This window comes from Tenacibaculum sp. A30 (assembly GCF_051200845.1).
Classification (GTDB): Bacteria; Bacteroidota; Bacteroidia; order Flavobacteriales; family Flavobacteriaceae; genus Polaribacter.
In genome coordinates, this window is the sequence record NZ_CP195160.1 from 2,546,766 (window position 1) to 2,559,496 (window position 12,731).

9 protein-coding genes are annotated in these 12,731 nt (G+C 30.0%); 5 read left to right on the forward strand and 4 right to left on the reverse strand.

Features of this window, described 5'->3' with window-relative positions; translation table 11 throughout:
- Positions 1-41: 41 nt before the first annotated feature.
- The 3 genes from ACR9ES_RS12245 to ACR9ES_RS12255 form a co-directional block, all read right to left on the reverse strand.
- The gene (locus ACR9ES_RS12245) at positions 42-2,867 is read right to left on the reverse strand and encodes an aminopeptidase (protein WP_435254405.1); all 2,826 of its coding nucleotides are present in this window, start codon (positions 2,865-2,867) and stop codon (positions 42-44) included.
- A gap of 51 nt (positions 2,868-2,918) precedes the next feature.
- On the reverse strand, positions 2,919-3,629 hold the full coding sequence (locus ACR9ES_RS12250) for a TIGR00730 family Rossman fold protein (RefSeq protein WP_435254406.1): 711 nt from the start codon (positions 3,627-3,629) through the stop codon (positions 2,919-2,921).
- Positions 3,630-3,783: 154 nt separating this feature from the next.
- Complete coding sequence (locus ACR9ES_RS12255; protein ID WP_435254407.1) at positions 3,784-4,617, reverse strand: alpha/beta hydrolase; 834 nt, start codon at positions 4,615-4,617, stop codon at positions 3,784-3,786.
- Positions 4,618-4,972: 355 nt separating this feature from the next.
- On the opposite strand from ACR9ES_RS12255, the gene ACR9ES_RS12260 reads away from it, so the two are divergent.
- The 3 genes from ACR9ES_RS12260 to ACR9ES_RS12270 all read left to right on the forward strand — a co-directional run bounded on the left by ACR9ES_RS12260 (position 4,973) and on the right by ACR9ES_RS12270 (position 8,545).
- On the forward strand, positions 4,973-5,191 hold the full coding sequence (locus tag ACR9ES_RS12260) for a hypothetical protein (protein WP_435254408.1): 219 nt from the start codon (positions 4,973-4,975) through the stop codon (positions 5,189-5,191).
- A 67-nt stretch (positions 5,192-5,258) separates the two neighbouring features.
- The gene (locus ACR9ES_RS12265) at positions 5,259-5,921 is read left to right on the forward strand and encodes a GLPGLI family protein (RefSeq protein ID WP_299034533.1); all 663 of its coding nucleotides are present in this window, start codon (positions 5,259-5,261) and stop codon (positions 5,919-5,921) included.
- 2 nt (positions 5,922-5,923) lie between these two features.
- Positions 5,924-8,545 carry a TonB-dependent receptor gene (locus ACR9ES_RS12270; RefSeq protein WP_299034535.1) on the forward strand — a complete coding sequence of 874 codons (2,622 nt, stop codon included), beginning with the start codon at positions 5,924-5,926 and terminating at the stop codon, positions 8,543-8,545.
- Here ACR9ES_RS12270 and uvrA read toward each other — a convergent pair.
- On the reverse strand, positions 8,542-11,364 hold the full coding sequence (gene uvrA / locus ACR9ES_RS12275) for an excinuclease ABC subunit UvrA (RefSeq protein WP_435254409.1): 2,823 nt from the start codon (positions 11,362-11,364) through the stop codon (positions 8,542-8,544). The genes ACR9ES_RS12270 and uvrA overlap by 4 nt on opposite strands.
- A gap of 113 nt (positions 11,365-11,477) precedes the next feature.
- Here uvrA and ACR9ES_RS12280 point away from each other — a divergent pair, with 113 nt between their 5' ends.
- Both ACR9ES_RS12280 and ACR9ES_RS12285 read left to right on the forward strand, forming a co-directional pair.
- A complete protein-coding gene (locus tag ACR9ES_RS12280; protein WP_099214064.1) occupies positions 11,478-11,705 on the forward strand; it encodes a PspC family transcriptional regulator in 228 nt (75 codons plus the stop codon).
- Positions 11,702-12,706, forward strand: a complete 1,005-nt coding sequence (locus tag ACR9ES_RS12285; RefSeq protein ID WP_435254410.1) for a potassium channel family protein — start codon at positions 11,702-11,704, stop codon at positions 12,704-12,706. Before ACR9ES_RS12280 ends, ACR9ES_RS12285 begins: the two co-directional genes overlap by 4 nt.
- Positions 12,707-12,731 lie beyond the last annotated feature (25 nt).

Sequence of the window (12,731 nt, forward strand, 5' to 3'; positions counted from 1 at the left end):
TTTTCAAAAATAAAGCGAAAAATCAAAAAATATTGAAGTATCTATAATATACCTCTTCTAATAAAGTTATAAATCTGATCAATATCAGTCGTGATGATAAACCTAATTTTTGAAGGATAGGCTTCTTTGGTAACTTCAAATCCTTCATTTGTATATACTGGAAGATAAAATTCAAAAATATCAGGAAGGAAGTTTAAACGAATACCATTTTCATAAAAAAACTTAGGAGAATCACTTTTGTTTTTCAGCATGGCAACATCATTGTAAATTTCGGCCCACTTCCAAACGCTTACGCTGGTGTTTACTGAAGTTATAAATTGATTGGCAAATGAGGGAGTGTTAAATTTCGATTTAAAACCTCCTTGACCAACAACAAATTGTTGGCTGAAAATTCCATCGTTTTCAGAACGTCCAAATAAATTTTGTTCAAATAAATAATCGTTTCCGCGGTTTAATCCGAAGCTAAAATAATTTCCTTCTGTTTTATTGGACACAAAAAGTCCGCCAAAAAATCGAATTTCATAACTTTCATCCGCAGTAAAAAATTTTCTGTAACGAAGATCTGTTGATATTTTACTAAAACTTGAATTTATTTCGGCATTGGCAGCAAAGCGGATTCTTTTTACAGCATCAAACTTATTGTTAATGTAACGTAAATTAAAAATATTGTATTTGTCTTTATCACTTTTAATTCCACCTGACGGAATTTCTTTATTAACACTTACAAGTCGAACAGTAAAAGATTTTGACCCAATATCACGAAGGGTGTTTCGCCTAAACTGAAAACTAACAAAGGGAGTTAGAGTGTTGTAACCAAGCTCTGGGGCGTAATGAAAATTACTACCGCCAATTCCGTAGCGTATTTTATATAAGTCGGGGCTTTTAAGAAAATGATTGTAGGCAACAACGAATGAACCTGTTAAATTTTGACTCTTTGTACTGTAGTTTGGAGTGATGCTGAATTCAAAATTTCTATTGACGATTGATCTGTTATTAATGTTAACCCCAAGTATTAATCCATCATATAAATTGTATTTAAAATCGGGATAATAAAATAGTTGATTGTAATAGGGGTTTTCAAAATCTTTGAAAAAACGAAATTGAAGTGGTTTGTTGATAAGGTTGTTATTTACATTTCTAAAATTATCTAATGAATTAAACTCAGGGTAGCTATTTTCATAGTTTAATGCAAGCTTTTTAAAATCACCTCTTTTAATTTTTACGGTTTTGGTTGAATCAACATCGGTTACCCAAGTTTTAAATTCAATGTCTTTTTTTTGAATTCCATACAAAGCCACAGGAGCGCTGAAATCACTTTTATTTTTAATAGTTACGTATAAAGAATCTTTGTTTTTAGAAAAAGCAACTTTATTTATTTTATAGTCTATTTTTTTGTCAGTAGTAATATAATCTCCAAAGAACCACTGTAAATCTTTAGAAGTGTTTTTTTGAAGTATATTAGCGAAATCACTACTATTTGAAGGTTTAAGTTGATGTTTTATATAGAACTCTTTTACAGATTTTTTTAAAATACTGTCTCCAACAAAGTTTTGAAGATATTTAAAACCAAGTCCTGCTTTGTATTTACTAACTACCTTTCTATTAAAGTTAGAAAGCGAATCGCTAGCTGTAGTTAAAGGTTGATCATAAAATTTACGAGAACTAAATTGATAAACAAGCGCGTATTTATCATTTTGTTTTAACTGTGAAATATTATACGATTTAATAGGCCAGTAGTTAGAGTATTTACCTAAAATAGTAACGTCAGGATAATATTTTTTAACGTACTCCATCATCAAAAAGGTTTGTAAACCGTCGGTTAGCCAATAATCTTTTCGGGTATTTTGAATAATAACATCGTCAAAATATTTTTGGACAAGTGCTTTAAAAAATCCGGTTTCCCATCTAAAATTATTAGGAAATGGTTTTAACCATTTCGGAAGACCATAAATTTCATGCAATGAGTTTTTGCTTACTGTACGAGCATCAACAAGAATTTCGGGGTGCGGATGTTTTCCTATAAAATTTTCAATAAATTGTATTTGTCTGTCTATAATCTTAGTTGTTTCCTTATTAGGAATACTCTTTAAATAAGCATCTGTTTTTATTTCTTTATCCTTTATCTTGAAAGATTTGAATGTTTTAAGAGAGTCTATATGTAATATAATATCTTTCTTTTTTCCGCCAACTAAATAGTAATTGGTAACATCTTTTTGTTCGGTTTTATATTGATACAAGTTGCTCTCAACAAAGTAATTTTTAGGAACTTCAATAGAAATGTTATAGCTAGAAAGGTTTTCGTATAAATCATCTAGATTTATGTTACTCATGAGGTGCCATTCTCCATCAAAAATAGCGGGAGTTACATACCAAAAACGTAAATGATAGCCTGTTTTTGTTTTTCCGTATCCTGTGTATTTGGCATTCGGAATTTTTACAAAATAGGAAGTGTTTATAATTAAACTATCGTTCGGTTTTAGTTCTTCGTCAAGGTTTATTTTAACAATATCAGGCTGCTTTTTTTTCTCTTTAAAAACAACTCGTTTATTGTTAACGGTTACGTTTTTTATGTAGCTAAACCCTTTGTCTTGATCTTTAGAAAAGTAAAAGTCATTTTTATAATCTTCAATAAAACGTTTTGCTAAAGGAGTATTGTTGTCAGTAAAACTATTTCCCCAATTGTGCAGATAAAGTTCAGATATATTTGAGGTAGAAGTGTTGAAATAAATTATTTTTTGATCAATATGAATAAGATCGTCATCTACATCTAGTCTTGCTTTTATTTCAATACTGTTTTCTTGCGCTAGTAGATGAACACAGCACAAAGAGACAAAAGTTATAAAAAGGGATATTTTTTTTTTCAGCATTAAATAAAAAAAGCTCGATGTGAATTCAACGAGCTTTAAAGATAATTATTTTTAGAAATTAGGTTTCAACTGATATTTAGCATAGAATTTATTGAAGTGTTCTACGGCTTCTTCAGCAGTATCAACTACTCTAAATAGGTTGAGGTCTTTTTCGCTAATGTTTCCTTCTTCTATTAAGGTGTTTTTAATCCAGTCTAATAAACCACCCCAGAATTTTTTACCAACTAAAACAATTGGGAAACGACCAATTTTGTTGGTTTGAATAAGAGTGATTGCTTCAAAAAGTTCATCCATCGTACCAAAACCACCAGGCATCACTACAAAACCTTGTGAGTATTTTACAAACATAACCTTGCGAACAAAAAAGTAATCGAATTCTAAGTTTTTATCGCTATCAATCCAAGGATTGTCATGTTGTTCAAAAGGTAATTCGATATTTAAACCTACCGAAGTTCCTTTACCGCGATGAGCTCCTTTATTACCAGCTTCCATAATACCTGGTCCACCACCAGTAATAACTCCAAATCCACTTTGCGTTAGTTTAAAAGCTACTTCTTCGGCTAGTTTATAATATGGGTCGTCTGTTTTTGTACGTGCAGAACCAAAAATAGATACACAAGGTCCTATTTTACTTAGTTTTTCATAGCCATCAACAAACTCAGACATAATTTTAAAAATTGCCCAAGAGTCGTTTGTTTTTATTTCGTTCCAAGTTTTTTGTTGTAGTTTTTCTCTAATTTTTCTATCATCATTCTGAGTCATAATTCTTCTACTTTTTATATTAAATAACAAATTATTTGCTGAAAATTTAAATTTTAGCAAGCCTGCTAATTTAGCGGTTTTTAACAATAGAAAAAAGGTAAAAGAAAAAAACTACCTAAAAGATAGTTTTTGTGTGGTGCTTGAAAAATATATTTTAGTGCTCTTCTTTATAAAGTGTTTTAAATGCTTCGTGTACCGCAGGATGCAATATGGTAGCATGATCCTCATTATAGTCTGGTTTGTAAATACAGTTGATGTCACTCTTGCTGGTTAATTTTTCAGCTAAATCATCGGCAATTTGATTCATTGCAGGATGCTCTTTTCCAACAGATAAAAACACATTTGGATTAGAAAATTGCTGATTGTTTAACAAACTATCAATGTTTTTTAGCATTCGGTATTCGTTCCACCATAACGACGGACTAACAATGATATAATCGTTAAACATACTTGGGTTTTTTAGTAAAATTTCTGTAGCTAATAAACCTCCTAACGATTGACCGATTAATGTTGTATGATTATTGGTTTTATAGTTTTTATTGATGTATGGTTGTGCTTCTTCCTTTAAAAAACGAATGAATTTCTCTGAGCCTCCATGGGTAGGAAAATCTTTAGTATCTAAACTATCTTTACTTGGGTGTGTAAAATCTCTATTTCTATCAATATTTTCAATACCAACAACAATCGTGGGTTGCATTTGAGTAGATAATTGCATAAACTGAACCAGTCCAGTAATGTGTTTAAAATCCTCTTCTTTAGAGCCGTCTAACAAATAAATAGTATTATAGGTTCTAGTTGAATCAGGATGATAACCATGAGGTAAATAAATATTTAAATTTCTGTCTTCATTTAAAATAGAAGAGTGTAAAGTAGCTACTTCACCGATAGAAATTAGCTCTTTTTCATTTTCTATTTTAACCTCTTGTCTTTTGGTATTACATGCAATTGAGGTGAAAAGTATTAGAATGTAAAAATAATTCTTCATCATAGCTAGGGTTTTTAGTTTAGTTCTTTCTTCAAAAATTTTGCAGTATAACTTGTTTTATGTTTAGTAACTTCTTCTGTAGCTGTATAGTTAAGAGTCTTGTTATACAGCTAAATAATAAAAAAAAATGAAAATAAACTTGGTGTGTGTTTTTTTTTTTTTTATGTTTGAAACGTCTTGAGAGAATTTGATCAGTTTTCAAAAAGATTTGCATGCAAAAAGAGAATGAAATTATAAAATTGCAATCATTCTTTTAGTTTTTTGAAGAGTTTACGCAGCAGAATAATTTGTTGTGATGGTTTGCTATTTTTTTAAAATAGTAGTTTTTAATCAATCTAATTTTTAAAATAAAAAAAAAATGAAAAAAATTTTATTTGTAGTTGCATTTACAGGAGTTGCAGCTTTTTCGACAATAGAGGCTAAGGATAGTTCTATTTCTAATCTAAAGGAAATTGATGTTAAAGAAGATTTCTGTAGAGTTGTGACAACGTATACAGATAAGTTAGTTATAAATAGTGATGGAAGTACAACGAGGACAGAGACTAAGACGACCACTTTTTACCCTTGTAATGAATAATAAAACAATAAATTAAAATACAGGTGCTTTCTAAGCACCTGTATTTTTTATTTTAAAAATAATTATAATGAAAAATATCTTAACTATTCTTTTTTTTGTCTCTTTAACTTTTTCATATTCTCAAAACTCTAAAAGCATAATTATTAGCTATGATGAGTATCATAAGGTAGAAGACAAAAAAGATAACTTATTTACAAAAGCTACTTTACTGCATAATATCAAAGAATATGCTTATGTAGTTGACCCAAAAAAAATCGGGAAAGAAGAAGTTAATGAAGGAGCAACAGAAGTGGTAAGACTTAAAGAAGTACCATATCAAGTTTATTTTAAAGATTTAAAAAAGAATACAGCGATAAGACAGATAGGAGAAAAAAATAGTATCTCATTAATAAGTGATATTAATCAAATCATATGGGATATGAAAAATGAGAGTGTTTTCATTGAAGGGTTAAATTGTAAAAAAGCAATAGCGAAAAGTGATAAAGGAATAATTACTGCATGGTATACAGAAGAGTTAGGGGTTAGTGGAGGACCTAGAGAGTATGGAGGGCTACCTGGGCTTATATTATATTTAGAGAATGATTACTTTATCTATAAAGTAACTAAAATAGAAAAAAGTAAATCAAAAAGTATTTTACCAAAGAAAGATAAAACAACAACTTTTCAAACGCTTAACGAATTAAAAAAAGGAGTAGTTAAAACAAAAAAAACGACTGGTAAAACTCACTAAATTTGACACGTGTTTTTGTTGTAATATTGTTTGTGTTAAGTGATTTTTTTTGTTTTTCACAAGTTAAAATTCTTGGTAAAGTTATAGATAAACAAAGAAAGCCAATTTCTTACGCTACTATCCAATTAGTAGAAAAAGAGTCTGAATTAACTAAAAGCTATACCTCTTCAAACGAGAAAGGAAATTTTTCATTTATTGTTTCTGGTAGTTTAAATGGGTATTATTTAAAAACTACCCTTTTAGGATATAAGCCTCAAAAAACAAACTTTCAAAAAAACAATCTCACAAATATTATCATACTAGAAGAACAAACTACAACTCTAAAAGAAGTTATTATATCTTCAAACTACAAAGAGTTTACGTTAAAAAAAGATTCTATTACCTATAATTTGTCTAAAATTAGAGATAGCACAGAAACAAATTTAAAAGACTTAGTAGAAAAACTACCTGGTTTAACGATAGACGATAACAAAAAAATAAATTTTCAAGGAAATAAAATAGATAAAGTTGTTGTTGAAGGAGAAGATTTTTTTGGAAAAAAACACGAAATGGCAACCGAAAACCTGCCAGTAGAGGCTATACAAGGTATTCAGATTATAAAAAACTTTAAAGAGTTTGATGATATTGGGAATAAAAAATCTGGAAAAATAGTTTTAAACGTTACTTTGCACAAAAATTATAAAAATAAAATAGTTGGTAATGTTGAAGGGAACTCTGGAGTTGACAAAAAGTACCAATTCCACACAAACTTGTTTAAATTTATTAAGAAAGGAAATTTTGCATTAGTTTCAGAAGCTAATAATATTGGTGAGCCAGCAATTAATATGTCTGATTATATAGAAATGCAAGGGGGTATAGGTAATTTTACGAGTAATTATCATGAGGGTGGTTCTGGCATATATGAAATAGACCATGCAAAAACACCAAGGTATGTTTTTGTAAATAAAAATGTAGATAGTAGAAGCACTATTTTTAATTCTTTAAATTTTGTAAATAAGCTTTCTAAAAAAACTAAAGTTAATGGGTATGTAACTTATGATTATACCAAAATTCAAGAGCAAAAAAGAAATTATAAAAATTTTATAGGAGTAGATACTTTAACTACACAAGAAACAGAAAACAGTTTGGTAAAAAGTAATTTAGGCAATTCATTTTTAAACTTTACTTACAAAAAAGATGAAGATGAAGCTCTTAAATATAATTTAAAACTTAACCCATTTAAAAACAATGAAAATATAATTATTAAAGGAAATACGAACTTTGATAATAAAATAATTGATAACGATTTTTTAATAGGGCAGTATTTAGAATATAAAAATCAATTAACATCTAAACTCTATTTAAAATCAGGCTTAAGTTATGATTATAAAACCCAACAAAGAGATTTTATTCTTACTTCTGACCAACCTTTTTTTAACTTGGTTTTTTCAAATGATTATAATTTTAGACAAGAAACAAATGTAAAACAACACTCAATAAATGTTAATTCTAAAATAGTGTATGATTTAAAAGAGCAAACTAAATTAACTACATCATTTTTTTACATAAATAACAATGAAGAGCTAATTAATAAAGCTAGTAATCAACCTGATTTTTATTTTAATGCAGATAAAAAACAAACTCAATTTTCGTGGTTTAATTCGTTGAGTCACGAGTTTAATAAGCAGTTATCCGTTAATGCTAGTTTAAGTTATATAAGTAATAGATTAAAAGTTCTTTCGCAAAAAAGAAATTACAATTGGTTACTTCCAAATTTTTCAATGAGTTTTAGGTTTAATAATGGGAGAGAGTTGGGGATATCGTATTCTAAATCAAAAAAAAACATTTCAATTTTTCAAATGAATACTCAAAACAGAGTGTTAAACTACCAAACAATAATTTTAAATAATAATGATGTTTTTACTCCAGTAAAAAAAGAAACCTTTACTTTAAGTTTTGATGATTTTAATTCAAAAAAGAATAGGATGCTTTCAGTTCAAGCAAATTACTTTAAAAGTAAAAACCAAATAGGATTTAGTTCAAGTTTTAAAGATAATTTTATAGAACAAGAATATATTCGTGTTCCTGAAGATGGTTTTGAAGTTAACCTATATCATACAAAAACTATACATTCATTACCTTTAAGATGGAATGCAAAACTTTCGTATAAAAAAACAAATTCACTATCATATTTTAAAGAAGAAAAAAACAATAATAAAACTAATAATTACGATATTGATGTTAGGTTTACCTCAATGTTTAAAAAAACGCCTTTTCAAACAAAGTTAAATTTATATTTTTCTAACTCAATCTTAAAAAATGATTTTTCTAATTTAGATTATTCGTATACGAAGCTAAATATTCATCCCAAAGTTTATGGAAAGGTAGGGGATATAGTATGGAGTTTGGGGTGTTTATATCAAAACATAAAATCTAACAATAATAAAGAAAGTGTTTATTCTTTGAATTTTTCTACTAAATGGAATTTTAATAAGGAAATTCAACTTTTCTTAAAAGGAGCCAATATTTTAAATTTACAAGAAAACCAGTTTGCTTCTATACAAAATACAGAAGCGTACTCTCTATTAACAGTTTTTGAAAGGTTAGAAGGGAATGTTTTAGTAGGTTTACGTTATCATTTTTAATTCAACTCTTTCTTCAAAAATTTGGCAGTATAACTTGTTTTATGTTTAGCAACCTCTTCTGGGGTACCTGAAGTTAGTACTTTTCCACCTTTTTTCCCACCTTCCATACCGATGTCAATAATATAATCGGCAAGTTTTATAACATCTAAATTATGCTCAATAATTAATACGGTATTTCCTTTGTTGGCTAATTTGTTTAGTACTTCCATTAAAACGCGGATATCTTCAAAGTGTAATCCAGTAGTTGGTTCATCTAAAATATAAAAGGTGTTTCCGGTATCTCTTTTTGATAATTCTGAAGCTAATTTAATACGTTGCGCTTCACCACCAGAAAGTGTGGTAGATTGTTGCCCTAAAGTAATATACCCCAGCCCAACATCTTTAATGGTTTTTAACTTACGGTGTATTTTAGGAATGTGCTCAAAAAATTCGGTAGCTTCATTAATAGTCATATCTAATACATCAGAAATTGACTTTCCTTTGTAACGGATTTCTAAGGTTTCTCTATTAAAACGCTTTCCTTGACAGGTTTCACATTCTACATGAACATCGGGTAAGAAATTCATTTCTATAACTCGAACACCTCCTCCTTGACAAGTTTCACAACGACCACCTTTTACATTGAAGCTGAATCTACCTGGTTTATAACCACGAATAGATGCTTCTGGAGTTTTAGCAAATAAGCTTCTAATTTCGCTAAACACACCAGTATATGTTGCAGGGTTAGAACGTGGAGTTCTACCAATAGGAGACTGGTCAATATCAATTACCTTATCAATATGTTCTAAACCTTCAATTTTCTTGTAAGGCATCGGCTTTTTTACCGCTCTATAAATATGAGAATTTAAAATAGGGTAGAGGGTTTCGTTAATTAAAGTAGATTTTCCACTACCAGAAACACCTGTTACACAAATCATTTTTCCTAAAGGGAACTCAACAGAAACATTTTTTAAATTGTTTCCAGAAGCTCCTGATAGTTTAATACTATTTCCGTTCCCTTCACGACGTTTTTTAGGAACCTTTATTTCTTTTCTTTTAGATAGGTAATCTGCTGTAAGTGTATCATGGCTTTTTAAATCTTCAAAAGTACCTTCACTTACAATTTCACCACCATGTCGTCCTGCACCTGGGCCAATATCTAAGACAAAATCAGCATTTTTAATCATGTCTTCATCGTGTTCTACTACTAAAACAGAGTTTCCAACATCACGAAGTTTAATTAAAGAATCGATTAATTTCTGATTGTCACGTTGATGTAAACCAATACTTGGCTCATCTAAAATATAAAGTACCCCGACTAATTGAGAACCAATTTGTGTTGCCAATCGAATACGTTGTGCTTCACCACCTGAAAGTGACTTTGAAGTTCTGTCCAAAGTCAAATAATCCAAACCAACATCTAATAAAAATTGAATTCGTGTACGGATTTCTTTTAAAATTTCAGCGGCAATAGTTAGTTGCTTTTCTGAAAGTTTTTTATCAACTTTTTGAAACCAGCTAGCTAATTCTAGTACATCCATATGAGCTAAATCGCTGATGTTTTTATCAGTGATTTTAAAATGAAGGGCTTCTTTCTTCAAACGTTTTCCTTCACATACAGAACAAGTAACTTCATCCATAAAATCTTTAGCCCAACGTTTGATAGAAGTACTTTCAGAATTGTTATATTGATTTTCAATAAAAGCGATGATGCCTTCAAAGTCGATCTCGTAGTTTCTAGTAACTCCTGCAGCTTTTGACTGAATTTCAAACTTTTCCTTTCCACCATGTAAAATAACTTCCATAGCTTCTTTTGGAATGCTTTTTATAGGATCGGTTAATTTAAAATTATAACGCTCAGCGATAGTTTGAAGCTGTTTAAAAATCCAGCTATTTTTTTGTTCTCCTAGCGGAACAATTCCTCCGTTTTTAATGGAAATGTTATCGTCAGGAATTACTTTTTGATTGTTTATTTCGTTGGTAATTCCCAATCCGTTGCAATGCGTACAAGCTCCTTTAGGAGAGTTGAAAGAAAAAGTATTAGGTTCAGGGTTTGGATAAGCAATTCCTGTAGTAGGACACATTAATTCTCGACTGAAATAACGCGGTTTTTCATCATCAACATCAATTACCATTAAGATGTTATCACCTGTATATAAAGCTGTTTTAATAGTTTCTTCTAAACGTTTTTCAGCAGCATCATTCACGGCTAATCGATCGATAACCACTTCAATATCGTGGGTTTTATAACGATCGAGTTTCATACCTTTTTCAATTTCTCTAATTTTTCCATCGACACGCACACGTACGAATCCTTGTTTAGAAATTTGCTCGAACAACTCACGATAATGCCCTTTTCTAGATTTGATTAAAGGAGCAAGAATTGCAATGCGTTTTCCATCAAAATCTTTTAAAATCAATTCTTTGATCTGCTCGTCAGAATAACTTACCATTTTCTCTCCTGTATTGTATGAGTAAGCATCTGCTGCACGAGAAAATAATAAACGTAGGAAATCGTAAATTTCGGTAATGGTACCTACAGTAGAACGTGGACTTTTATTAGTCGTCTTTTGTTCAATAGAAATTACGGGAGATAAACCATCTATTTTGTCAACATCAGGACGCTCTAATCCACCTAAAAACTGACGTGCATAGGCAGAAAATGTTTCGATATATCGACGCTGACCTTCTGCATAAATAGTGTCGAAAGCTAAAGAAGATTTCCCGCTTCCGCTTAAACCAGTAATCACAACCAGCTTTTCACGAGGGATTTTAATATCGATATTCTTTAAATTGTGAGCTCTTGCTCCGTAAACTTCTATATATTCTTGTTCTTTCAAAGTGAGGATTTTACCAAAAACAGCAAAGTTACCAAAACCAAATTTATTTTAAAGTAGTGATGTTTAACAAATGAGTTGAAATTGGTATCTTGCGAATAAAACTTAATTAATAAATGAAATTTATCCATTCTGTACGACATTTTTTTGAACGACACGGGTTTAATGTGTCTTCACGATTTGCAGATCGTTTAGGTATGCGAGCTACTAATGTTCGTTTATTTTTTATTTATATATCATTTGTTACTGTAGGTTTGTCATTCGGGTTATACTTAACCATGGCGTTTTTATTGCGTTTAAAAGATATGATTTACACCAAAAGAACTTCCGTTTTTGATTTATGACAAACACCGTATTTCAATCAAGGTTATATAGAGCGATTATTTTTTCCACGTCAATAGTAGCGCTTGGTGTATTGGGATATATCCTACTTTTTGGGTATTCGTTTGTCGATGCACTTTATATGACAACTATTACAATAAGTACTATTGGGTTTGGAGAAGTGCATCCGTTCGGAGTAGGAGAAAAACTATTTACTATAGGTTTAATAGTGTCGAGTTTATTTGTTATTGGTTATGCAGTTTCATCATTTTCGGAATATTTAATCAGTGGGCAATTTTTTCATCAAATAAAAGTAAAAAAAGTGCAAAAAAAAATAGAAGAATTACAAGGACACACTATTGTTTGTGGTTATGGAAGAAATGGAAGACAAGCTATTTCGAAACTAAAAAGTTATAAAAAACAAATAGTTGTGGTTGAAAAGTACGAAGGAATCGTTAAACAGTTAGATGAAAAAGGAGTGCTAACAATTGAAGGAGACGCTACGCTTGACGAAACTTTATTGCGAGCAGGTATAATGAATGCCGATAATTTAATTACAGCATTACCTTCAGATGCCGATAATTTATTTGTAGTATTAACAGCAAAACAGTTAAATAAAGATTGTAAAATTATCAGTAGAGCTTCGAAAGAAACATCTTACAATAAGTTAAAAATTGCCGGGGCTGATAATGTGATTATGCCCGATAAGTTGGGAGGTTCTCACATGGCATCTTTAGTGGTAACTCCAGATGTAATTGAGTTTGTAGATAGATTAACTATTGAAGGAGAAACTACAGCAAACTTAGAAGAAGTAGCTATTAATGATTTGCCAGAAAAATACTTAGATAAAACAATTTTAGACTTAGATCTTCGTAAAAAGACCGGATGTACCATTATCGGTTACCGCACACCAAGTAAGGAGTATATTATAAATCCTGAAGCAGAAGTAAAGCTAGAAGCAGGAGGAAATCTTATTGTTTTAGGGCGACCAGAACAAATAAATACTTTAAGAAAGCTATTTTAAAAAAAGATGAATGATTTTTTAAGTT